The organism is Alteromonas sp. I10, assembly GCF_003201515.1.
Taxonomy (GTDB): domain Bacteria; phylum Pseudomonadota; class Gammaproteobacteria; order Enterobacterales; family Alteromonadaceae; genus Alteromonas; species Alteromonas macleodii.
In genome coordinates this window covers 249,292-272,761 of record NZ_QJJN01000005.1, presented here as the reverse complement: position 1 = coordinate 272,761, position 23,470 = coordinate 249,292, and the positions used below count along the sequence as shown (strand labels likewise).

The following is a 23,470-nucleotide window of genomic DNA, read 5'->3' as shown; positions in this document are numbered from 1 at the left end:
GGCACCTTTTCTTGTTATTACGTACAAAGACCCTATAACAGGTTATGAATACATGAAAGAGGAAGCATTTTGCGGGTTTTATTTATACTGTTTGCCCTATTACCTATTTTCGAGATTGCGCTGCTGATAAATGTGGGCAGCGTGATCGGTGGTTGGAATACCGTTGGCTTGGTACTTCTTTCTGCCTTTATTGGTGCTTACTTTGTTAAACGCGAAGGCGTGAGTACACTGCAAACTGCACAAGAAAAAATGCAGCGAAATGAAGTGCCAGGAAAAGAACTAGTTGAAGGCTTGATGCTGGTGGTTGCGGGTATTTTACTTGTGACGCCAGGCTTTATTACCGATATTTTCGGTTTCCTTTTAGCAATGCCGGGCTCACGTCACTTCTTTGCTGCTCAGGTCAGTAAGCACATGAAAATGCGTGTTGTCGCTCCGGGTATGGGGCCGGGAACTGCAGGCTTCGGACAGGGTCGGTCACCGTTTGGGCAAAGTCCTTTCGCGCAGCGTCCACGTTCACATAATAGCGATGGTGATGTGTTTGAAGGTGAGTACACCGATCACACCACCAACGATTCAGATAAGCGCTTAAAATAGCGAGCCCCAACGCCCTCTCCGTCAGGTTATGAGCGCCGTTTACCGCGATAAACGGCGTTTACTTGCCTAGTAAAAAGAAGTATTTAGCGAAAAAACCAAATTTTTTACATTTTTTTGCTTAAAAACCCTTGAAGTTATCTGGGTACTACCCCATCTATCCGTGCAGAAACGATTTTAACTGCTCAGCAATGAGCAACCTTAAACACACGGCATTTAGATTGTCTGAATGTCGATAATTACATTCATTTGAATAGTGGAATTTTCAGGAGACTTGAAAATGGCAATTCGTCCTTTACACGACCGCGTAATCCTTAAGCGCGCAGAGCAAGAAAGCAAATCTGCAGGCGGTATCGTTCTGACTGGTTCTGCAGCAGAAAAATCTACACGCGGCGAAGTAATCGCAGTAGGTAACGGTCGCATTCTTGAGAACGGCGAAGTTAAAGCGCTAGACGTTAAAGTAGGCGACACCGTTATTTTCAACGACGGTTACGGCGTTAAAACAGAAAAGCTGGATGGTGAAGAAGTACTAATCCTAAGCGAAAGCGACATTCTAGCGATTGTTGAGTAATTACAACTAACGTTAAAACGAATTTTAGAGGAATTTAATCATGGCAGCTAAAGAAGTACGTTTTGGTGATGACGCTCGCAGCAAAATGCTAAAAGGCGTAAACACACTAGCTAACGCAGTTAAAGTAACACTAGGTCCAAAAGGCCGTAACGTTGTTCTAGACAAGTCTTTCGGTGCACCTACTATCACTAAAGATGGTGTGTCTGTAGCGAAAGAAATCGAGCTTGAAGACAAGTTCGAGAACATGGGCGCGCAGATGGTAAAAGAAGTTGCGTCTAAAGCGAATGACGAAGCAGGTGACGGTACAACTACTGCTACTGTACTTGCTCAAGCAATCGTTACTGAAGGTCTTAAGAGCGTTGCAGCGGGTATGAACCCAATGGATCTTAAGCGCGGTATCGACAAAGCGGTTGCGGCAGCAGTTGAAGAGCTTAAAGCTCTGTCTACTGACTGTGCAGACAGCAAGTCTATCGCTCAAGTAGGTACTATCTCTGCAAACTCTGATTCAGAAGTTGGCGACATCATTGCTCAGGCAATGGAAAAAGTAGGTAAAGAAGGTGTTATCACTGTAGAAGAAGGTCAGGCACTTCAAAACGAACTAGACGTTGTTGAAGGTATGCAGTTCGACCGCGGTTACCTATCTCCATACTTCATCAACAACCAAGAAAACGGTACTGTTGAGCTAGACAACCCGTTCATCCTATTGGTTGATAAGAAGATTTCTAACATCCGCGAACTACTTCCTACCCTTGAAGGCGTAGCGAAAGCGGGTAAGCCGCTAATGATCATCGCTGAAGATGTTGAAGGCGAAGCGCTTGCTACACTAGTAGTTAACAACATGCGCGGTATTGTTAAAGTTGCAGCGGTTAAAGCACCAGGTTTCGGTGACCGTCGTAAAGCAATGCTTCAAGACATCGCTATCTTAACTGGCGGTACAGTAATCTCTGAAGAGATTGGTCTAGACCTTGAAAAAGTGCAGCTTGAAGACCTAGGTACTGCTAAGCGCGTAGTTATCAACAAAGACAACACAACTGTTGTTGACGGTAACGGCGACCAAGAAGCGATTGAAGGCCGTTGTGCTCAAATCAAAGGCCAAATTGAAGACTCTACGTCAGACTACGACAAAGAGAAGCTTCAAGAGCGTCTAGCTAAGCTTTCTGGCGGTGTTGCAGTAATTAAAGTTGGTGCAGCAACTGAAGTTGAAATGAAAGAGAAGAAAGACCGCGTAGAAGATGCACTTCATGCAACTCGCGCAGCGGTTGAAGAAGGTGTGGTACCTGGTGGTGGTGTAGCACTAGTTCGCGCAGCAGCCAAACTTGCTGACCTTACTGGCGACAACGACGACCAAACCGTAGGTATTAAGCTTGCACTACGTGCAATGGAAGCGCCTCTACGTCAAATCTCTATCAACTCAGGTGCAGAAGCATCTGTAGTAGTTAACGAAGTGAAGAATGGCGAAGGTAACTACGGTTACAACGCAGGTAACGACACTTACGGCGACATGCTAGAGATGGGTATCCTTGACCCAACTAAAGTAACGCGCTCTGCACTACAGTTCGCATCTTCAATTGCTTCACTAATGATCACAACTGAAGCAATGGTAGCTGAACTACCTAAAGAAGACGCACCAGCAATGCCTGATATGGGCGGAATGGGCGGAATGGGCGGCATGATGTAATCATCCCCCAAGCTTAACGCTTAAAAGAAAGGCGCTGCTCATAGAGCAGCGCCTTTTTTGTTTGTGTGACAAACCTAGAGCGTAACAGGCTATGCGCCCTGTTTTTCTGCAATATACTCGTCCACCAATTCTTCAAGAATGGCAAGTGGCACCGCACCGTTTTTAAGTACCACGTCATGGAAATCGCGTAAGTCGAACTTATCGCCTAATTCTTGTTTCGTTTTCTCACGAATTTCTAAAATCTTAATCATGCCCACTTTGTAAGAGGTGGCCTGACCCGGCATAACAACATAGCGCTCAATTTCAGATGTAACGTCGCTAAGCGCCATACCTGTGTTGCGTACCATATAGTCAATTGCCTCTTCACGGGTCCAACGTTTATCGTGAATACCCGTATCTACCACTAAGCGTACTGCTCTGAATAGTTCAGCTTGAAGGCGCCCCAAGTTATCTAGAGGTTTATCTTGAAAGCCCATCTCCCATGCTAAGTATTCTGAATACAAAGCCCAGCCCTCGGTGTAGGCAGTAAAAGGCGACATTTTGCGAATAAAGGGCATGCCTTCCAGTTCCATCGCCAAGGCTACCTGGAAATGATGTCCCGGAATGCCTTCGTGATAGGCCAATGTACGCATACTGTACTTAGGTGTTGCTTTAATATCATACAAGTTGGCATAAAATCGTCCCGGACGAGAGCCATCAATAGCGGGCTGCTGGTAGTAGGCGCCAGGTGCAGTTTTCTCTTTAAACTCCGGAATACGTACCACTTCCATGCCGGCCTCAGGGCGAATTCTAAATACATCACTTATACCTGCATCAATCTCATCAAGTATGGTTTGGTAATCTTTTAGAATTTGCTCGCGGCCTTCATCACTGTCTTCGTAATAGTGAGAAGGATCGGCGGCTAACGCGTCCATCGCGCTAGAGAAGCCCTGAGTTACGTCGTAGCCTTCACCAGCAAGAATAGTCAACATTTCGTCCTGAATTCTTGCTACCTCTTTTAAGCCTAGGTTGTGAATTTCATCGGCAGTCATGTCGGTGGTAGTGAAAAAACGCAGCGCATTGGCGTACACTTTGTCGCCGTCAGGTAAATGCCAGTAGCCGTGGTCATTGCCAGCTTTGGCTTGAAGCGTGGTGAAGTAATCTATAAATAGCTGGTAGGCGCGGTCAACGTCATCACCTATGACTGTTTGAGCTTCAGCTAAAAATGCGTCTTGCTGTTCCGCAGAGATTTCTTCAGCCTTAGACATCTTTTCTTTCAGTGAGCTGTAAAGAATATTCTCTTCTATTGGCGAAGATATAAAGCCATTCATTTCATCTAGTACGCGGTCTATCACGAAGCGCGGAGGGATAATGCCTTTTTCTTCACGAAGCTTAAGCCCTTCAAGTACTTGCGCGAATTTCTCGTCTACGGCACGCAAACGGCTTAAATAGTTCTCTACGTCGGTAGCATCATTAACCTGATGCTGACCTTCCATAAAGCTTGGAAACCCGTTTTGTACACCGAAAAGCTGGTTTACTGGGTAGCTGTGATACTGAAACGGCTCGTTACTAATGAGATAATCAAGCAAGTACAGCGTGATTTCTTTTGAAAGCTGCTCATCGTCGTTTAAATCTTCGTCGTCATACGCTAAAACTTTTTCTCGTATATCATGGGCTTTTACAAACAAGGCTTCATTTTTTTCTTGGCTAACGTCATCAAGCTCGGCGTTGTGGCCTTTAATGCCCATTGATTCTAAAAAACCGAGAGAGGTTAAGGTTTCAGGACTATCAAAAGCTACTTTCACCATTTCTCGGTTAAGTAGGTTATTAAAGTAAAAAGGTTTATCCGCATACCACTCGTGCGCAGCAAAAGTACCGCCTGCCAATACAATTACCAGTAAACCAGTACCAATCCATTTAAAAAATCGTTTCATCGTTATTATTGTCCGAATTTTATCCAACGTTTACGTTAACGGAAAAACTTAATAAAAGTAAATGGTAATTATGAACCCGGTTTAAAAAGAAAGGCGCTGCTCATAGAGCAGCGCCTTTTTTGTTTGTGCTAACTCTTTTGGGAGTTAGTTTAACGGAGGAATGTCATCGGCATTCTGGTTGATCTTACCTACGCCCGAGTAGTTGATAACTCGCTGCTTAACCACGTCGGCATCATCTAGTACGTAGTCGTACGGCACTTCGTAGCTGGATGTTGGCGTGGCATCAGGTCCTGCTACAACGTCACCATCAGCTGGCGTTGTCCAAGTTACGCCTTCGCCAAACAGGTTGCCTGACGTGTTCCAATATCCAATAACGTCTGAGTAGAAAGAAACAATTGGGTTTTGCGTGTTCTCAAACACATTGTTTTCTACCTGTAGCTCTGCACCAATTCTTGAATTGATTGCCGTAGAGGATATCTGATTGTAATAGTTGTTATACAAGTGACCGTGACCGTAGCGGAATAACGGTAAACGTGACTCGATATTCTCAAAGCGGTTGTGGTGGAAGGTAATTAAACGCTCGGTATTATCACTGTCTACATCATTCTCAGTGTGGCCGTGTAACGAGGCTTTCCAATGATCATGAAGGTAGTTGTAAGAGATAGTGATGTTTTTCGCGCCGCGTTTACTATCTACTAACCCGTCGTAGAAATCCTTGTCCACAGACAATGTGCTGTAAAGCTCATTGTGGTCAATCCAAATGTTGCTGGTGGTAGAGCCGTCGTTATCACCTTCAATAGAGATAGCGTCTTTACCATCAGTAAGCACGTGGTGGATTTTCAGGTTTTGAATAATCACGTTATTTGCACGTCGAATTAAGATGCCAATGCCGTCGAATTCGCCCCTGTCTGCAACCCCGATAATTGACACATCGTTCATGTCTTTTATTTCAATCGGTGAGCCCGTACCGCCATTGTTTGCGTCGGTAATGGTGCCATCTACATAAACCGTCACTGGGGTGTTGCTGTTCGCTGCGCTATCTAGTGCCGCTTGCAGGTCTGCGCCGTTATCTACGGTGACTACTGTACCGCCAGCACCGCCGGTTAATGCATAGTTGTATTGCGCAAAACCGTACGCATCAAGCGTTGGAGCAGGTGCTACATTCGGTAAGTTAGGCTCGCTTGGCACCCAGCCTTCGCCGTTATTAAAGTGAGAGAATATTGCCGTTCTGCTGGTAAGTTCAGTCACTTCGCTGTCGGTAAGAATGTGGGCAAACTGACGGCTTGAAAGATCAAGCGGGTTACCCTGCATATCCATGCTGCCGTATTCACGCCATCCAGCTGCTGCGGTTGCAGGGCTAGGGTTTGGGGCAGGTTGGTCGCGTACTCCTTCACCCGCCCAGCCGATAGTGGCAATGTGGGTGTCGAAACGGTTATTAATAAGCGTAATATTGTCGAAGTAGCTCGCGCTGCCGCCACTTCTTGCAATATACGTAGAGTCGTCGAGTACACCGTTACCAATAGGGCCTGTGCCATTGGTGAAGCTGCTGTTTAAGAAGATAAACCCTTTATAAGAAATATCAGGTACGCGAGCTTGTAGAATGTAGCCGCCCGCTGTGTCTTCGTCAGGGTTACCATTTTTAGAGTCGCCAATGGTGCGAATTTCGCTGTTTTCAAACAGTGCGGTATTTACGTAACCCCAAATGAAATCAACGTTGCCGGCAATCAATGAGTTGTAGAACCAACTAAAGCCTTTTAACAGCAGCGTATCTTGTTCACTCACAAAGTTCATATCAACGGCAGTTAGACGACCTGAATCACTGTTAAAGTAAATCGTCTCAGCTTGGTTAGAGTAGTCGTTGCTTCTGATGTGTGAGTTTTTCAAAGTGAAGTTCGTTAGCGTCAGGTTATCTACGCCTTCCACTAAAAATACGCTTCTTCCGCCTGATGGCGTGCCCGCCGCAGGTGCTTCGCTCTTGCCGCTACCGCTGTTAAAGCTTTCAAAGTTATCGTAGTACACCACGGTATTGTCTCGGCTCTCGCCTTGAAGCGTGACATTGTTGTTACCGCGAAGGAACAGCATTTCCTGATACTCGCCGTCACGAATCGTAATGCGAGATGGCGTATCGCTGCTTACGTTTTGCATCACGTAATTAAGCGCACCTTGCACCGTGCGGAAATCCGCTTCGCCGTCATCATCTACGGTAACATTCGCGCCAGAAGGTGCAGCGGCTCTTGTTGCAAAGCGCCAGTTCGCACTCTTGCCAATACCACTAAAGCTTTCACCATTTAGCGTTGCGCCGGTTACCGCACCATCGCTAATGGCTACGTAATACGACTGACCATATTGAAGGGCATTTGTATGAGGCTTAATCACTAATTTGTTGCCTACAACTGACGCTGGGCGGTAAGCCACTTTGCGCTGTCTGTCTTGGCCTTCAAAGCCAATAAAGTCTTCATCAGCTGCAATATTGATAACGTCTACCAGGGTGTCGTCTGCCGCATTGTAAATGCGCACTTCACCGCTACTTCCTAAGGTGGGTTCGCTGTCGAAGGTTAACGAGAGTAGGGTATCGGTATACGCATTGTTATTGCCCGAATACGGTGTGGTGTCTGGGAATAAGTCGCCATAGGTGGCGGTAGGCATGGTAAAGCCTTCGCCAACATTAACGGTAATGTGTTTGCTTAATGTAGGGTCAGAGCCAGAGGTACAAGTTACCATTGCACTTCCGGCAGCGCGAGGGGTAATAGTAACTTGTGGGCCTTGCTGCTCTACGCTGACCACACTCGCATCACTGCTGGTTACGGTAAACGTGTCTTCAGTTATACCGTCGTTTTGTACTGCGGTAACGTAAACGAACAACGGATCGCTACTGGTGGTGGTTTCCCACTTTGTTTCTTTGAAATCCAGAGTAAGTTGAACTGGTTTAACAGCGGGGTCACCCACTTTTAAATCGTCCAGCTCGAACGAGCGGTTATTAGTGAAAAGGCCAATCAGTCCCGCTGCACTATAGGTTGTATCTTCTGCTGTACCCATGTTCTCGCCGTCTAAATAAACGGTGAGTTTCTCGTTTTCCATTTCAAAACGTACGCGGTACCACGTGCCGTCTGTACCGTCTTTTTCACCCAGTACAATAGGTGACTTAGCTTGGACAGGGCGAGAAATACTACCTTCGGTACTTACCGCTACTTCCACTTGTGTACTGCTTGACGAGTTTTGTACATTCAAACCTCCGCCGTACCAGTTTCCAGCGCTATCATAACGACCTAGAAGGAAGATCTGTTTGTTTCGCGTGGTGCTGTTTTGTCTTGGACGAATGCGCGCTTCAACAAAGTAATTTCCATTTTCTGGCAGGTTGCTAAGCACCGACTCTTTAACCAAGAAAATTTCGCCACCTTCACCGCCAGCGGTGTAGCGCATCACTTTGTTGCCGTCGTCTTCTACAACATCAAACGTGCCTTGTGGGCCGTTTGAGCCCGCGTCGTCTGAAATAAGTGTGAAGTTATCTAAAGAGCCCGATGCAAAGTCGTCACAGAAGTAAAGCTGTGGTTCATTTTCACAGCTAAACTTGCTGTCATCTGGCGCTTCACCCACATACGATATAACAAAGTTATCGATAACCACTTTGCTGCCACTTTCAGTACGAAGCTGCAGGAACGAGGTGGGTGTACCAATAAATCCATCGATAGTTAGGCGTTGCCCTGGCACAAGGTTATTAACCAGTTCACTGTAGAATTTAGAGTCGCCACCATGTATCGATTTGCTGCTACTGCTGGTGTTGTTATCTACATATATCTGGAAGTTGTTGTCGCCTTCACTGTCTTCAACGGCAATGATGTCCATACTAATGGTATATTCACGGCTTAAATCTAATATACCCGTGGTTACAGTGTCATCAGCGGTTGTGTCTGTATCAGGGGTACTGTTGCCCATGGTAAAGCGTGCGCTGTCGATAGCTAGTTGGCCTTCGGAGATCACTAAACCTGAGCCGCCGCCCGTTACGCTATAAAACGGCGTGGCACCACCATCAGTTGATTTGTATTCAGGGCTGAAGAAGGTGTCAGCGTCTGTTTCAAACGTCTCCTCTAACAGGGTGTTTTCATCAATATATTCAATGCGAATATTGTCGATGACCACAATAGAGCCACTTTCCGTTCTAAATTGAAGGTACGAGTTAGGCGTTGCTATCTGTCCTTCTACTGTCATGGTGGTTCCCGGTACTAAATCGAGCACAGGCTCATTAAAGAAACGAGAATCTGAACCTAGGTGTGAGTTGGCGCTGCCAGAAGTATTGTTATCCACGTAAATCTGGAATTTGTTGTCGCCTTCGGAATCTTCAGCAGAAATGACATCAAAGATAACATTGTAAGGACGGCTCAAATCCAGTGCACCGGTTGATGATGTATCGTCAGACGAGCTTTGGGTATCAGGTTCAGTATTACCAAGGGTGAAGCGTCCGCCGTCAAGCTGAATACCAGTGTCAATTTGCGTTACCGAGCCACCGGTAATGGTAAACATGGCGACTTGCTCACCCGCTGCATTTTCAATCGCGGCAAAGTTTGTCGAGAAAATATCCTCGCTTTCGCCTGCAAAGGTATAGGAAAGCGGCAGCGGTACACTTGGAATAACTTCGGGCTCTTCAGGTTCGGTAGGCTCAGGCTCAACCGGAGGCACTGGGTCAACTGCGTCAGCTACCGTTTCAATTTTTAAGTTATCGATAGTGATAGTGGCACTCGAATCTGTGCGCAATTGGAAGAAGCTATTAGTTACCGAGCTGTCGAGAATTTTCGCGTCAGGTGCACTAGGATCGCCGCCACCAATATCGTCACCTGGCTCATAAGTATAGGTAAATTGCGTGCCGGGTACCATTGTGCCGTCCGCTAACCCTTCGCTTACAAACTTAGAAGCAGCACCGTGTACAGAGTTATCTTGACCTGTGGTGTTGTTATCTACATAAAGGCTGAACGTACCGCCGCCATTATGAGAAATAACGTCGAAGCTAATGGTAAAACCTTCGCTAAGGTTATAAATACCCATGCCTACCGTATCTGATGCCGACGTATTGGCTCCTGGGTTGGCTGCAGCATTACCTATGCTGAATCGATCGCCTTCAAGGGTAAGTTGACCTGTGGTGGCGTCGACTAGCGGGCTGCCACCCGTTACATAATAAAGCGCACCGGCGTCTGGCTCTTCACTTAAACGCTTGTACGACGATGAGAAAAACGTATCGGTGTCGGTATCGAAATTCTCTTCAAGCGCAGCCTGGATGGAATTCGCTGCTTCCTCTAGCTTTGCCAGTTCAACATCTGCTTGTTCCTGGGTAAAAGCAAACAGGTAGTTTTGCGGGTCTTCGCTGGCAAGACAGCTTTCAACATGCAGCACTAACGGCATAGACTGAGCGTTATCTGGGGATACCACGCACAGGCTGTATACCTCGTTAACCGTGTTGAAAGCACGGGAAATAAGATACTCAGTTTGCTCACCATAGCTAAGGGCTATGACTTTTCGTCCAAAAGAGAATTCATAGTTACCCGTTGTGCTTTCCTCACCGTGCACTCTTACGAATGTACCTGACAAATTCGTTTCGTCGTCTGGCGTAAAGGTGTAAGTGGCTTGCGATACATTTCTGCCTTCCAGTGTTGGTGCGTAAATGTCGCCTGTGAAGCGGGTTACATCAAAGGTGTTAGGGAAGAGCGTGCCTAATTCGGCTTCAAGGTAATTTACGAAATGGCTGATAGCCTGTGCTTTATCCACAAGCGTAGCACTGGCTCCGCCAGCAGAACCAAGCCACACCTCTACATCGGCTGCAAAATCTGCATCAGATTGATTAAAGAAGTCTTCAATGGTTTGCCCTTCGTCTAGCGTAGCTACCGCCACATCGCCAGCACTGGCGCTTAGCGATATACCGTTACTTGGGTCGCCATCGGTATCAAGAGATTGTAAAAGTCGAAGCGTGTTTACGACCGACTGGTTAAAAGGGTTGTCAGTTGCGAACAGGTCAAGAGGAGAGATAACGCTTGATGCCGGTGTTTCTGGAAACGTCAGCTGACCTATGCTGAAAGCGAGCTGCTCTCCTCTGAAGTAAGAGTATTCACCCTGCGCATTAGTGGTACCGTTTTCCACAGAAGCAGAGGAATAATTGATTCCTTCAACGGGGCTATCTACAAATACGCCAGTAAGTGCTGGGTCGGGGGGGAGGGTTACATTGGTAGAGCTTTTCTCGCCACAGGCGGCAACGAGAATAACGCCGCCCATAAGGGCAGCAATTTTCGTGAGTTTCATGGTACTCAATCTCCATATTTTACTGGGCGTACTACCGCACTACATGTCCGCTCCAGCTTTATTATGTGGAAAAGGCCGGGTTTCCCCGGCGCAGACAATTAGTAGAACTTAATGTTTACACCCAGCTGGTAGCTGCGGCCGTATTCTTCTTTTTGGTACAGAATGTTGCCGCCGCTTAACGCGTTACCTTGGAAGTAGCGAAGGTCAGACTCCTCGGTAAGGTTGATGGCGTCAAAGTACAATTGTGCGTACTCAGTAATGTCGTACTGAAGTTTAAAGTCTAAGCTTTTAACCGAATCTTGATATTGGTCGCCCCAAATCTTGCAGCCTTTCGGGTCGTTAAGATCGGCAGTAATTGGGCAAGAGCCAATTTGTTCAAGAACTTCAGAACGCACGTTACCAATTAAGCGAGCTGAGAACGTTTCGCTCTCCCAACCAAATACAAGATTAAAGGTGGTATCAGCTTGGTCGGGCAGTGCCACTTTGCCTTGACGAATACTGCTATCCAGCGTGGCTTCACTATCTAGGATGGTGGCATTACTTTGAATGAATAGACCATTTTCAAAGTACTGGTTGTAGCTAAGCTCTAACCCGATAACCGAGGCTTTGTTGCCGTTAACGGTAATGTTTATCTCGTTAAGATATAAATCTTGCGGAATAACAAACTCAGTCACCTGGTTTACCGGAAGCGTTAGCGGCAGGTCATTAAGCGCCATGCCAATTCCGTTTACATCTACGATAAAGTTGTCGATGTCTTTATAGAAAACTGCCGCTTCCATAAAGAGGTTTTCGCTTGGATACCAGCCAATTGACGCATCGTAGTTAATAGATGTCATTGCAACGAGGTTAGGGTTACCCACATCTAGTGCATTATCAGAACCCAACACATACTGGCTTAACTGTTGAAGCGATGCGCCACCTTGACTGTCATCACAATCGTCAGAACCCGGAGGACAAAGCTCAATATCGCTGTCAAACACAGCAAATGCACGGGCTTGTTTAAACGACGGGCGAGTAAAACTCGTCCATGCTGCGGCACGCACTAAGAAGTTTTCACTCGGTTCCCATTTAATGTGTGCACTAGGGAAAAACTCACTGTATTTAATAGACGCTTCTGGAAGAGGGATAGCAATATCCAATGCACCAGCGCCTGCGCCATTAAACTCAAAGTCATCGTTTTCTAAAGACAAAAAGCCGGTAGAAGAGAACTCGGTTTGTGTCCAGCGAACGCCGGTTGTTAGTGTGGCATCTGCGCCTAATGGCAACTCTGCCATTGCGTATACAGCCTGCGTATCTTCGGTAATGCTGTAGTCGCCCTTAGTGCTTTCGATCGACACTTCGCCATTTGTGGCAGGCTCAACCGTTTGACGAGTGGCATCAACAATTTGGTCGACAACTGCGCGGCTTTCAAACGGCAGCTGGAATGCACTGTTTGAAGGTATTTGGGTGTCATAGTCGGCAAGGGTAGAGTTAACTGCGGCAATACATGCATCGTCGCTACAGTCGCCGGCAGAAGGGTCGAAACTCCACCGGTCCTTGTCACGCACGTGATCGCGCTCGCTCACCTGCACACCAAATTTAATGGTGTTTAACCAGTCATTAAAAATGTCGGTTCGCAAGTTAAGGTTTACTGTCTTAATTTCATCAATTCGCGTTCCGCCCTCTAAAAACAGGTTATCGAATTGATAATTTGAAAGATCAGAACCATCGCCACTCCCCGACGTTCCAAAAATACTGTTTTCCGGGTCGTAGGTTAGGCCTGCGATTTCAGCAGCTTCCTGTGGGCTTAAAATGCGGGCGTTAATGTTGTCGCGACCGCCTTGACCATAAACAATCAGGTCTCGTTCACGAAACTGAACGCGGCGGTCACCAGTGGAGTCTTCTTCAGAGCGAGATTGAGCGTATTCGTAGTCAAACACGAAGCGTTCAGCAATACGGTTTTCGCCCCCTAAGCTGAACGTTATGGTTTTGTTCTTACTTTCTTGTAGGAAATGCTGGTGGAATACGTCTATATCGCTAAGAATGAACTCTTTCGTAGCACCGTTTACGTATACAATTTCGTCGTTTCCGACAGAGCCTGCATCTTGAAAATCGTAAAATTCTCGCTGTGCGCGATCATCATCTTCAAACTGAGTGAACGTGCCTTTGGCATAATAGTAAGCGTCTGCAGAGGGCTTGTATTCGAGGTTTAGTGCTGCTGCTTGACGAGTTCTTCCTGCAATTTCGCGACGAACTTCTAACTGAGAAGGCGCTAGAATTTCGTCACCCTGGGCAATTTCTTCTTCTGTTTTACCCAAGTCGGCGGTGTAAAACTTCATTTCGTTGGTGCTGTGGTGGCGCGTTTCGTCTATCTGGGTTTTGCGGTCTTCGTGAGAGATGGCAAAGCCAATACCAAAGGTGTTGTCGAGGAAAAACTGGGTGCCGTCTAAGCTAAATTTCGGAGAGTGCTTTTCGCGCGCTTCTGAATATGCGTCTTGAACACGCATTTTTAATGTATTTTTGCCGCGATCGAAAGCTGAAATTGCTTTAACGTTGACTGTACCGCCAATGGAATTTAGGTTTTGGTCTGGGGTGAGTGTTTTCAGCACTTCAATGGTACCGAGAAGGTCAGCAGGAAGTGCGTCTAATCCCACTTTCCGTTCTTCGCCTGCACCAGACATTTGTGCGCCGTTCATATTTATGGATACGAAGCCGGGTCCTAAGCCCCGTACGGTGACAAACTTACCTTCGCCTTCAGAGCGCTGTAGCGTAACACCCGGCAGTCGTCGAAGGGACTCCGCCACGTTCTGATCAACAAAATTGCCTAAATCATCGGTAGAAATAACAGAGCTAAAGCCGCTTTTCATGCGTTCTAAGTCACGCGCTTTAAGGTCTGCCTGTTTAACACCCTTTACTTCAACTACTTCAATTTCGCTAGGGGTCTCATTTGTTTCAGTTTGCTCGGTATTTTCCTGAGCGGGTGCAGTTTGCGCCATGCTGGAAAACGCCGTGGACACGGCTAGAGCGAGGGCTGTCCATTGAAACACTTTCATGTTTTGAACTCCTAAATTCCAAAATCGACATAGCTGTAGTATTTGTATTTTGCTATGCCACCGGTGGCAGTATTGATCTTGTCAGATAGGAATGCACTAATATTTAACGTTTATTTCACAAATTATTAATATATGAATATTTAGTGATCACAGTGTTGGGATTCCTGCGAGTACCCGCCATGAGTTTTCTTCATGAAAAGTAAGAGAGGGCGCGGGGTTGGCAGTAAAGTAGCTGCTGTAAATTGACCAGTCAACCACATCTAATTCACTATCAATTATCCCATTTTTGCTTGTGTACTGATTGCTTTGTATTTGCTTAAGTATGCGCGAGTCTACAGGGTCTAGATCTTTACCGGTGCGGGTGAGATTAGCACCTACGTCTTGGTTTTCAATCAAGCTTGTCCATGTTTGCTGTGCAGTAAGTTGCGCATCGCCTAATTTATCTATTTCATTCTGATGAAAAGGCGACGTTGAAAGAGAACGAGTGATTACGTCTTTTTCTTTCTTTGAACCGGTTTTGGCGCTCTTAACATCTATGCCTTTACTGTTGTCCTCAGACATGTCGCTATAGCCCTTCATCACGTTTTCAGCAACATACAGTCGAGTGAGTGATTCCTTATCGTCCCATAATTGGAAAAACCATCGCTTTTTCGTAGCGGGGCCTGGGGCATAAATATTCCCAACCAGATTTGCGGTGCCGTTTTCGCCGCCATAAGCTGAGTTTTTTTGCCAGTTGGCAATAACGTTATTTTTGATATCAACGAATTCTTGCTGCTGTGGGTAAGGCGGGTTCAGTCGCCATCCGTTAATGCGCGGGTTTCTACTGGTATGATTGGCCAATATATTGCGCAAAAAGCTAGCATTACTGCCACCCCAAATGCCGCCATAGCCATGGCTACCTTTGTGATGACCCGCGTTGTTTAAACTCTCTGATAGTATGCTGTATTGCAGTGTAAAGCGTTGGTTATTGTAGAAAGAGCCTACCTCGTCTTTTGACCAACTTAGCGAACAATGATCGATAATGACATCAGTGGTATTTCTAACGGTTACTGCATCGCCTTCTTCACTGTCTTTCCCCGGCCTAAAGCGCATGTGTCGAATAATGACCTGATTAGCTTCAACGCTTGTTGATGCGCCAGAAATTACAATTCCGTGGGGAGATGTCTGTCCTGCAATGGTGACGTTGCCATGTTTTATTTCTAACTCCTTTTCTAGCGCGATCACGCCAGACACATTAAAGACAATCAGTCTGGGATAGTCTTGCGCAATAGCCCATCGCAATGTTCCCTCTTGTGGGCTTTTGGCATTATCAGACAAAGAGCTAACAACTAACACTTTTCCTTGGTTTCCACCTTGCGTGTATTTTCCGAACCCCAGCGCGCCTTCAAACGCCAATGATTGTGCGTGACAGTTAGACAAGGCGAGAAACGCGACGAAAGCGACAATCAGTTGAATTGGAATATGTTTCATTACTGCATGTCCTGCTCGTAAGGGTGGGCACCGGTGGTTGGAAGGCGGGCGATGTCTTTGAGTTTAGCGCTCCATGCTTGGAGTACCTTAACGTCGTGGATCATACCCTCTAGTTCTATTGCTAAAATTGATACAAGCTCTCCATCTCGCATGAAGACTGGCACGGCAACAAGCGTTACGTTGCGCGGTGCGAAGTGGCTGACGGCATAGCCTCTGGTACAAGTTGTTGCTCGTAGTTTCGCGGCTTGTTGTTCATCAAAGTTTGCGGGGTGTGTGCTGTCGTTCATGTTTTGATACTTGGGATGGTAGGCCAACATGACATGACCCGCAGCAGATTCAAATAAGGGCAGTTTTGTCCCTGGCCTTATTGTTGTTATTTGCTTTTCTCTGGCATCTAAAACGTCAATAACAAACGCGCAGTAGTCGCCTAATGTACAGATAATTGCGCTAGCGTTGGTTGTAGCTATAAGTTTCGAAAGCGCAGGTGCAGTGATTCTCTGAACGTATCTGCTGCGCGAGTTAGCGGCGCTAATTTCGTAAATGCGTGTGCCATAGAAGTATTTTGTACCACGCTTTTCAACTACCCGTTCGCTGGTTAATGTTCTAAGTAACCTAAATACTGATGTGCGGGGAAGTTTAAGCGCTGACTCAATTTCAGAGGCGCTTAACCCCGAGCGAGACTCGGCGATGGCTTGACATAGCTGCAGCGCCTGCATAACACTGGGAATAACATACCTTTCCATCTTTTTGCGGTCCCGAAATCAAGATAATACTGCTCGATATTAACACGAATTAAACAAAATGCTACCGGTGGCATTTTAAATTATTGATGATTTTTAAATCAATTACATTGAGAAAAGAGAGAAAACTGTCGTGCAACTCATCGCATCTATAAGAAGGTTAACGCTTTATCAACCGCGTCCGGTAAGCGGTTTAATTTTGTATATTTAAAACAAAAAATTAACATGTGTAGGTGCTGCCGAGGTGCAAGTTGAAGACTCAGCGAGCGAAAAAGTGAATGAATGCGTGACATCTATGCTAAGGGCGACGATAAATCTGTGGAAGCAGAGTCTTACCTTTTGAATGTTAATAAAATAGTCATTTGTGTCTGGTGCTTTAATTACGAGGTCTTTTTAGCCCGTCGATAGGTGGCTTGTACTTGTCCTTATTTGAGATTACTCTGCCACGCCTGCTTTCTCATTCTCATTTGAAGCAGCGTTAAACTTAGAGCATTGTTCTTGTAAGGCATTACATTCTATATGGCACCACGTTCTTTCGTTTTCTTAGACGAACTGAATTCTTCGATTAGACCCGCAATAAACTACACCAGTGGTGTAGGCGCTATGCTGTGGTTGGCTAATCTGGTGTTACTGCTGAACATTGCGCTAGTTATCAGTGGTACCTTGGCTGACTCGGCAGAATTTGTCAGTGCGTTTAATGAAAGTTTGGTTGTAGAGCCTTTTTTCATTGCGCTGGCCAATCACACGCTTTCGCAATTTATTGTTCCCACTATTGCATTAGTGTTAGTTGGTCTCTTGGTAAAAGCCACGGCTATAGCAAAGGCGCAAATAACAAAACAGCGCCGACCTATTCCTTACCTTTGCCCTACATTCCCCCAGCCTTTTGTTCAGACGGTTGGCAGTAGAGCGCCCCCACTTTTTAGTTAAACGTCTCCGATTTGATTATCTAACGCCGAAAGCGTTGCGCAGTATGTGTGACAAAGCTTTACCGGTTTGTTTTTCGATGCTGTAACGCTGCCATTCTCTATTAAGCGGCCCAGTCATCGCCGTTTAACTTGTGGGTTATAGGAACTTGTTTTGTCTATTCGTAACCTTTTTACTTTAATTGTTGCTGGTGCAGGGCTGACGTTGGCCGGTTGCAGCGGTGGCGTGCTTGACCCTAAAGGGCAAGTGGGTATGGATGAAAAGAATCTGATTATTCTTTGCACCATCCTAATGCTGATTGTTGTTGTTCCCGTTATTTTTCTTACGCTTTACTTTGCGTGGAAGTATCGCGCTAGTCGCGATTTCGAAATTTATACCCCTAAATGGGCACATTCGACCAAAATAGAAGCGGTGGTGTGGTCCATTCCAATTCTCATTGTCGTGTCGTTGAGTGTGATCACCTGGCGCTCTACTCACGCACTCGACCCTTATGCACCGCTAGAAGGTCAAGGAGAGCATCTTACTGTCGAAGTAGTCTCGCTCAACTGGAAGTGGCTGTTTATTTATCCTGAACAAGGTATCGCAACGGTCAATGAATTGGTGTTTCCAGCCAATAAACCCGTTGCGTTTAAGATTACTTCTGAAAGCACCATGAATTCGTTTTTTATTCCTCAGCTAGGAAGCCAGATTTATTCCATGGCGGGAATGGAAACCAAGCTTCATCTTATTGCCGACGAGCCAGGTACGTACAAAGGCATTTCTTCAAATTACAGCGGTGCGGGATTCACTGGAATGAAGTTTAACGCTATTGCCACACCTACCGAGGATGACTTCGAGGCGTGGGTTGCCAGCGTTAAGCAGTCGCAAACATCGTTAACGTCAGGTGCCTACGAGCAGCTTGCTGAGCCAAGCGAAAACAATCCGGTGACCTATTTCAGCAAAGTCGATGACGGTTTATTTCATAACATTGTTATGAAATACATGAAAGATCACGGCTCCATGGATTTCTACAACAAGCCGGAAAATGCCGCCATGGGCGAACATCACGCCATGCCTGAAATGCAACACAGCCATCACCAAGAGGATGCACAATAACCATGTCTTTATTAGGTAAATTATCTATTGAGGCCGTGCCCTATCACGAGCCGATTATTATGGTGACACTTGCTGTTGTGGCAGTGGTGGGTGTGGTCATAGCCATGCTTATCACCAAGCACAAACAGTGGGGAACCCTATGGTTTGATTGGATAACGTCTGTCGACCACAAACGTCTTGGTATTATGTACATTGTGTTGGCTATGATCATGCTGCTGCGTGGCTTCGCCGACGCCATTATGATGCGTACTCAGCTTGCAATGGCAACCAATGGTGCGCCCGGGTATCTACCGCCAGAGCACTACGACCAAATCTTCACAGCCCATGGCGTTATCATGATTATCTTCATGGCGATGCCGTTTATGATTGGGTTGATGAATATCATTTTGCCACTACAAATTGGTGCTCGCGATGTGGCGTTTCCATTTTTAAATAACTTAAGTTTTTGGCTGACCGCAGGTGGCGCAATTCTAGTAAATGTGTCTTTGGGGTTAGGCGAATTCGCAAAAACAGGGTGGGTTGCTTATCCGCCGCTAGCCGGGTTGGAGTTTAGTCCCGGGGTTGGCGTCGACTATTATATATGGGCCCTGCAGATATCCGGGCTCGGTACGCTGCTAACCGCCGTAAACTTCTTAGTTACCGTGTTTAAAATGCGTGCGCCCGGCATGAAGTTAATGCAAATGCCTATTTTCACATGGACCTGTACGTGGGCAAACATTCTGATTGCTGCTTCGTTCCCTATTCTTACGGCTGTGCTAGCAATGCTAACCCTAGACCGCTACATGGACTTCCACTTCTTCACGAATGAAGCCGGCGGTAACTCAATGATGTATATCAACCTGTTCTGGGCGTGGGGACACCCTGAGGTTTATATTCTGGTACTGCCTGCATTTGGTATTTTTTCAGAAGTTATATCTACGTTTACCGCTAAGCGCCTGTTTGGCTACAAGTCGATGGTGTATGCGTCGGGTGCCATTGCCATTCTTGGTTTCATTGTTTGGCTGCACCACTTCTTTACCATGGGGTCGAGCGCCAATGTGAATGCCTTCTTCGGCATTATGACCATGGTTATTGCCGTACCCACGGGCGTGAAACTGTTTAACTGGCTATTCACCATGTATCGCGGTCGCTTAATATTGAGTGTGCCTGTACTGTGGACGTTAGGCTTTATGGTGACCTTCACTATTGGCGGCATGACAGGGGTGTTACTTGCTATTCCAGGTGCTGACTACGTACTTCATAATAGCTTGTTTCTCATTGCGCACTTTCACAACACCATTATTGGTGGTGCGGTATTTGGCTATCTGGCTGGCTTTGCATTTTGGTTCCCGAAAGCCATGGGCTTTAAGCTTGACGAAAGAACCGGAAAAGCAGCCTTTTGGTGCTGGCAAATTGGTTTCCTTTTGGCGTTCATGCCCCTATATGTGCTTGGCTTTTTGGGTATGACACGCCGCTTAAATCACACCGACAATCCTGACTGGAATATCTGGTTATACATTGCTGCATTTGGTGCGTTTGTTATAGCAATTGGTATTTTCTTCCAGCTACTTCAGCTGTTTGTAAGCTTCAAAAACAAAGAGAAGCTTAACGATACAACGGGCGATCCGTGGAATGGTCACACGCTAGAGTGGTCAACGGCGTCACCGCCTCAATTTTACAATTTTGCCAAGATTCCTCACATCAAAGACATTGATGCATGGACGGATATGAAGGAGCGCGGCGAGTCGTATCAACGCCCTGAAAAATACACACCTATTCATATGCCAAAAAATACTTCAGCCGGAGTTTTCATGAGCATGAGCTTTACCCTAATGGGCTTTGCGCTTATCTGGCATATTTGGTGGCTTGCTGTTGTCGGTTTAGTGGCAGGAATAGGAGTATTTATTAAGCGTTGCTATACCTCGGATGTTGATTACTACGTGCAGGTAGATGAGGTTGAACGAGTTGAAGCTACGCACTTAAGTGCCAATACAGTGGGAGGTCGCTCATGAGTACTATTGCAACATCAAGCGCCGCATCAATGCCGCATGAACACGCACACGAAGAACATCATGAAAACAACACCGTGTTTGGTTTCTGGTTGTATTTAATGACCGACTGTTTGTTGTTTGCTTCTTTCTTTGCCACCTATGCCGTGCTGTTTATGAATACGGCGGGCGGTGTGTCTGGCAAAGATATTTTCGAGCTCAACTTTGTTGCAGTTGAAACAGCCGCTCTGCTTTTAAGCAGCATTACCTTTGGCTTTGCCATGATATGTGCTCACCGACAAAACAAGTCAGGCGCCCTTGCTTGGCTGGCAGTGACATGGGCACTGGGTGCGTGTTTTATTGGTATGGAAGTGTACGAATTTCACCACCTTATTGAGCATGGCAACGGGCCGCAGCAAAGTGCGTTTCTAACGGCGTTTTTCTCGTTAGTGGGACTGCACGGACTGCACGTTACAGCGGGCCTTATTTGGATGACAATCATGTTTATTGAAGTAACCCGCCGAGGTTTAGGTGAGCAAACCGTTACTCGACTTAGTTGCTTAAGTCTGTTTTGGCACTTCCTCGATATCGTATGGATATGTGTATTTACCGTAGTGTATTTAATGGGGGCAATGTAATGGCGTTACACGATGCAAAATTAGCTTCAAATACGGACGGTCACGCTTCATCGACCCACAATAGTGATGACGCACATGGCGATGTGAAGTCTTATATTATTGGCTTCATTCTATCTGTGGTACTTACCGCTATTCCGTTCACTCTAGTGATGAATGGCGACCTATCTAAAGTTACCACGATTTGGAGCGTGGTAACTTTGGGCTTGGTTCAAATTTGGGTGCACCTTAAATACTTTTTGCACCTTAACTTTGTTACTGAAGAAGGCAGAGCCAATACGTTTTCATTCTTATTCAGTGCGCTTATTATTTTCATGGTGGTTGGGTTATCCGTTTGGATCATCTACGAATCAAACGCCATGATGATGTATTAGCAAATCTCTGTATATGCGTGGTCTAGCCTGACGATCATGTCAGGCTTTTCAATGTGTTTACTTCATCGCGGTCAGTACGTTAAGCCCTCATGTTTCGCCCTTCTATTGGTGCAACCTATTTTGGGGGCAACATTGGGGCTTCTCAGTACACCTTGATACGTGTCTAAATGGGCGCGTTCTAAATTTGGATTTTACCCATGACCTCTACTTATAAACGTTACCTCTCAGTCACCAAGCCCGGCATTATTATGGGCAATGCTATTTCGGTAACGGGCGGTTTCTTGCTCGCGTCCCGTGGCGATATAGATTATTGGCTATTGCTCGCAACGCTCATCGGTTTATCGCTGGTGGTGGCTTCAGGTTGTGTCATCAATAACTGCATTGACCGAGATATCGACGGCAAAATGCAGCGCACGGCTAGCCGGGTTACGGTAACAGGCGAGTTGCCATTGCTTACTGCGATGTTGCAAGGTGCTGTGCTGGGTATTGCAGGGTTTGGCTTGTTAGCGCTTTACACCAACCTTACTGCCGTATTTTTTGCCGCTTTTGGCTACGTCATTTATGTGGGTGTTTACAGCCTGTATATGAAGCGAAATTCTGTGTATGGCACCTTCGTTGGCAGTTTGTCGGGGGCCGTTCCGCCCGTAGTCGGTTATTGCGCCGCGAGCGGTCAGTTTGATATGGCTGCAGCTATTTTGCTGGGTATGTTCAGCATTTGGCAAATGCCCCATTCTTATGCCATCGCTATCTTTAGATATAACGACTATAAGGCGGCTGGCATTCCAGTATTGCCTGTATCGCAAGGTATCGCGAAAGCAAAACGCCATATTGTTCTTCATATTGCGTTATTTGCTTTAGTTGTAATGCTGCTTCCACTTAGCGGTTATACGGGGATTGGCTTTTTAACAGTAGCTTTCGCAACAAGCCTTTGGTGGCTGTTGATGGCGCTGCGCGGATACAGACCCGACATCAACGTAGAAGGCTGGGCAAAACGTGTTTTTGGTTTCTCCATTGTGAATATAACGCTGTTATCCGTCGCTATGTCATTGGACTATCATACGTCAGTAACGAGTCTGTTTGCGCTCTCGTTCTAATTGACGTGTTTCGACTCACTCGGCGAGGTTGGCTTGGGGGCTTCCAATGCAGTGTGCGTATAGCAACGCATTCACTTTGGGCAATCAGGCCTGACCGAGTGCTTTTTGCCCTCTGTACAAGCGAATAATAGTGAAACTATTAACTGCCAGTAGCGTAGCTTCAAGCAGGGTGCCGCCAATAGAGCCGACAATAACATTGTTGGTTAGCCAACATATAGCGCCGCACAAAAACGCTAAACGCATGCGTATTCCCGACAAACAAAACAAGGCATAAGTGCCTATACACGTGCCCAAAATAGGGAATAAATCGTACCAAACCTCGGCCAAATACAGCCCGGCTGCTAGCGATATCAATATAAACAGGTAGGCGACACTTCGGGAGCGAGTTTTAATTGAAATGCCTGTTCTGACCACTGAAAGCAAGGCACTTAAGCATGCAGTAACGGCACCAAGTAGCGCAAAATGCAAGGCGTGATTTAAATTCATCACCACCATCATTATTCGTAGGTGCTGATCATCACGCTGATAAAAGCACAAAATGCCAAGCGCAAAACTCAACATTCCTATCGCTTGGGCCAAGTCGAATTCTGGTAACAAAAGGGAAGGCTCGTCAATGATTGATAAAGGTTAACGATACGCAGTTTTTAAACAGCAGAGTAGCCTTTACATCGCTTTTTTAGCCCAACACATCACATTGACTAATGGCAGGCGGGTTGTTCACTAGGGTATACTTAGCGTGCACGATATTATTCTTAAACCGCGAGACAAATTAGGTCCTTTCCATGGCAACGGCATCCGCACTTCACATTTTGGTTAAAACAGAGAAAGAAGCGCTTTCTATTTTAGAGCAGCTTAAAAAGGGTAAGGATTTTGCGACGTTAGCAAAGCGTCATTCTAAATGTCCGTCGGGCAAGCGTGGCGGCGATCTTGGTGAATTTCGCCGAGGCCAAATGGTAAAAGCCTTCGACGATGTGGTATTTAAAAAAGACGTGCTAAAAGTACACGGGCCGGTGAAGACCCGTTTCGGCTACCACCTTATTAAAACGCTTTATCGTAGTAATTAAAACCAGAGCCTTTTAAAACCAAAGCCGCTAAAGCCGAAGT

General features: G+C 46.2%; 16 protein-coding genes. 10 read left to right on the top strand and 6 right to left on the bottom strand.

Annotation, left to right across the window (positions count from 1 at the left end):
* The first annotated feature begins 69 nt into the window (after positions 1-69).
* The 3 genes from BZA03_RS12175 (at position 70) to groL (ending at position 2,840) form a co-directional block, all read left to right on the top strand.
* Positions 70-594 (top strand): FxsA family protein, encoded by a 525-nt coding sequence (locus BZA03_RS12175; RefSeq protein ID WP_110288924.1) that lies wholly within the window; start codon positions 70-72, stop codon positions 592-594.
* A gap of 277 nt (positions 595-871) precedes the next feature.
* Positions 872-1,162 (top strand): co-chaperone GroES, encoded by a 291-nt coding sequence (locus tag BZA03_RS12170; RefSeq protein WP_012520088.1) that lies wholly within the window; start codon positions 872-874, stop codon positions 1,160-1,162.
* 40 nt (positions 1,163-1,202) lie between these two features.
* The gene (gene groL / locus BZA03_RS12165) at positions 1,203-2,840 is read left to right on the top strand and encodes a chaperonin GroEL (protein WP_014951270.1); all 1,638 of its coding nucleotides are present in this window, start codon (positions 1,203-1,205) and stop codon (positions 2,838-2,840) included.
* Between the two features lie 89 nt (positions 2,841-2,929).
* Here groL and BZA03_RS12160 read toward each other — a convergent pair whose 3' ends face one another.
* The 5 genes from BZA03_RS12160 to BZA03_RS12140 all read right to left on the bottom strand — a co-directional run bounded on the left by BZA03_RS12160 (position 2,930) and on the right by BZA03_RS12140 (position 16,280).
* Entirely contained in the window at positions 2,930-4,753 is a 1,824-nt protein-coding gene (locus BZA03_RS12160; protein WP_110288923.1) for a DUF885 family protein, read from the bottom strand.
* Between the two features lie 144 nt (positions 4,754-4,897).
* Entirely contained in the window at positions 4,898-11,035 is a 6,138-nt protein-coding gene (locus BZA03_RS12155; RefSeq protein ID WP_110288922.1) for a pectinesterase family protein, read from the bottom strand.
* A gap of 98 nt (positions 11,036-11,133) precedes the next feature.
* Positions 11,134-14,067 (bottom strand): TonB-dependent receptor, encoded by a 2,934-nt coding sequence (locus BZA03_RS12150; protein WP_039229007.1) that lies wholly within the window; start codon positions 14,065-14,067, stop codon positions 11,134-11,136.
* A gap of 147 nt (positions 14,068-14,214) precedes the next feature.
* Positions 14,215-15,537 carry a polysaccharide lyase family 1 protein gene (locus tag BZA03_RS12145; protein WP_110288921.1) on the bottom strand — a complete coding sequence of 441 codons (1,323 nt, stop codon included), beginning with the start codon at positions 15,535-15,537 and terminating at the stop codon, positions 14,215-14,217.
* Entirely contained in the window at positions 15,537-16,280 is a 744-nt protein-coding gene (locus BZA03_RS12140; RefSeq protein ID WP_258364634.1) for an IclR family transcriptional regulator, read from the bottom strand. Before BZA03_RS12140 ends, BZA03_RS12145 begins: the two co-directional genes overlap by 1 nt.
* A gap of 516 nt (positions 16,281-16,796) precedes the next feature.
* Between BZA03_RS12140 and BZA03_RS12135 the strand changes: the two genes are divergently transcribed.
* The 6 genes from BZA03_RS12135 to cyoE all read left to right on the top strand — a co-directional run bounded on the left by BZA03_RS12135 (position 16,797) and on the right by cyoE (position 22,366).
* A complete protein-coding gene (locus BZA03_RS12135) occupies positions 16,797-17,204 on the top strand; it encodes a hypothetical protein (protein ID WP_014951265.1) in 408 nt (135 codons plus the stop codon).
* 150 nt (positions 17,205-17,354) lie between these two features.
* Positions 17,355-18,296: a ubiquinol oxidase subunit II gene (cyoA, locus tag BZA03_RS12130; protein WP_014951264.1), complete on the top strand. Its 942-nt coding sequence runs from the start codon at positions 17,355-17,357 to the stop codon at positions 18,294-18,296.
* Positions 18,297-18,298: 2 nt separating this feature from the next.
* Positions 18,299-20,287 carry a cytochrome o ubiquinol oxidase subunit I gene (gene cyoB / locus BZA03_RS12125; RefSeq protein WP_075177206.1) on the top strand — a complete coding sequence of 663 codons (1,989 nt, stop codon included), beginning with the start codon at positions 18,299-18,301 and terminating at the stop codon, positions 20,285-20,287.
* Positions 20,284-20,901 (top strand): cytochrome o ubiquinol oxidase subunit III, encoded by a 618-nt coding sequence (gene cyoC, locus BZA03_RS12120; RefSeq protein ID WP_014977735.1) that lies wholly within the window; start codon positions 20,284-20,286, stop codon positions 20,899-20,901. The genes cyoB and cyoC overlap by 4 nt, the downstream gene beginning before the upstream one ends.
* On the top strand, positions 20,901-21,272 hold the full coding sequence (gene cyoD, locus BZA03_RS12115) for a cytochrome o ubiquinol oxidase subunit IV (protein WP_012520077.1): 372 nt from the start codon (positions 20,901-20,903) through the stop codon (positions 21,270-21,272). The genes cyoC and cyoD overlap by 1 nt, the downstream gene beginning before the upstream one ends.
* A 197-nt stretch (positions 21,273-21,469) precedes the next feature.
* The gene (cyoE, locus tag BZA03_RS12110) at positions 21,470-22,366 is read left to right on the top strand and encodes a heme o synthase (protein ID WP_110288919.1); all 897 of its coding nucleotides are present in this window, start codon (positions 21,470-21,472) and stop codon (positions 22,364-22,366) included.
* 84 nt (positions 22,367-22,450) lie between these two features.
* On the opposite strand, the gene BZA03_RS12105 is transcribed toward cyoE, so the two are convergent.
* Positions 22,451-22,963, bottom strand: a complete 513-nt coding sequence (locus BZA03_RS12105) for a YgjV family protein (protein ID WP_110288918.1) — start codon at positions 22,961-22,963, stop codon at positions 22,451-22,453.
* A 185-nt stretch (positions 22,964-23,148) separates the two neighbouring features.
* Between BZA03_RS12105 and ppiC the strand changes: the two genes are divergently transcribed.
* Positions 23,149-23,430 (top strand): peptidylprolyl isomerase PpiC, encoded by a 282-nt coding sequence (gene ppiC / locus BZA03_RS12100; RefSeq protein ID WP_012520075.1) that lies wholly within the window; start codon positions 23,149-23,151, stop codon positions 23,428-23,430.
* Positions 23,431-23,470: the final 40 nt, after the last annotated feature.

What these genes read in the sequence shown, in the direction of transcription:
- BZA03_RS12170 (WP_012520088.1), top strand. Translation starts at nt 872, where the DNA reads ATGGCAATTCGTCCTTTACACGACCGCGTAATCCTTAAGCGCGCAGAG.
- groL (WP_014951270.1), top strand. Translation starts at nt 1,203, where the DNA reads ATGGCAGCTAAAGAAGTACGTTTTGGTGATGACGCTCGCAGCAAAATG.
- BZA03_RS12160 (WP_110288923.1), bottom strand. Translation starts at nt 4,753, where the DNA reads ATGAAACGATTTTTTAAATGGATTGGTACTGGTTTACTGGTAATTGTA.
- BZA03_RS12155 (WP_110288922.1), bottom strand. Translation starts at nt 11,035, where the DNA reads ATGAAACTCACGAAAATTGCTGCCCTTATGGGCGGCGTTATTCTCGTT.
- BZA03_RS12150 (WP_039229007.1), bottom strand. Translation starts at nt 14,067, where the DNA reads ATGAAAGTGTTTCAATGGACAGCCCTCGCTCTAGCCGTGTCCACGGCG.
- BZA03_RS12145 (WP_110288921.1), bottom strand. Translation starts at nt 15,537, where the DNA reads ATGAAACATATTCCAATTCAACTGATTGTCGCTTTCGTCGCGTTTCTC.
- BZA03_RS12140 (WP_258364634.1), bottom strand. Translation starts at nt 16,280, where the DNA reads ATGGAAAGGTATGTTATTCCCAGTGTTATGCAGGCGCTGCAGCTATGT.
- BZA03_RS12135 (WP_014951265.1), top strand. Translation starts at nt 16,797, where the DNA reads ATGGCACCACGTTCTTTCGTTTTCTTAGACGAACTGAATTCTTCGATT.
- cyoB (WP_075177206.1), top strand. Translation starts at nt 18,299, where the DNA reads ATGTCTTTATTAGGTAAATTATCTATTGAGGCCGTGCCCTATCACGAG.
- cyoC (WP_014977735.1), top strand. Translation starts at nt 20,284, where the DNA reads ATGAGTACTATTGCAACATCAAGCGCCGCATCAATGCCGCATGAACAC.
- cyoD (WP_012520077.1), top strand. Translation starts at nt 20,901, where the DNA reads ATGGCGTTACACGATGCAAAATTAGCTTCAAATACGGACGGTCACGCT.
- cyoE (WP_110288919.1), top strand. Translation starts at nt 21,470, where the DNA reads ATGACCTCTACTTATAAACGTTACCTCTCAGTCACCAAGCCCGGCATT.
- ppiC (WP_012520075.1), top strand. Translation starts at nt 23,149, where the DNA reads ATGGCAACGGCATCCGCACTTCACATTTTGGTTAAAACAGAGAAAGAA.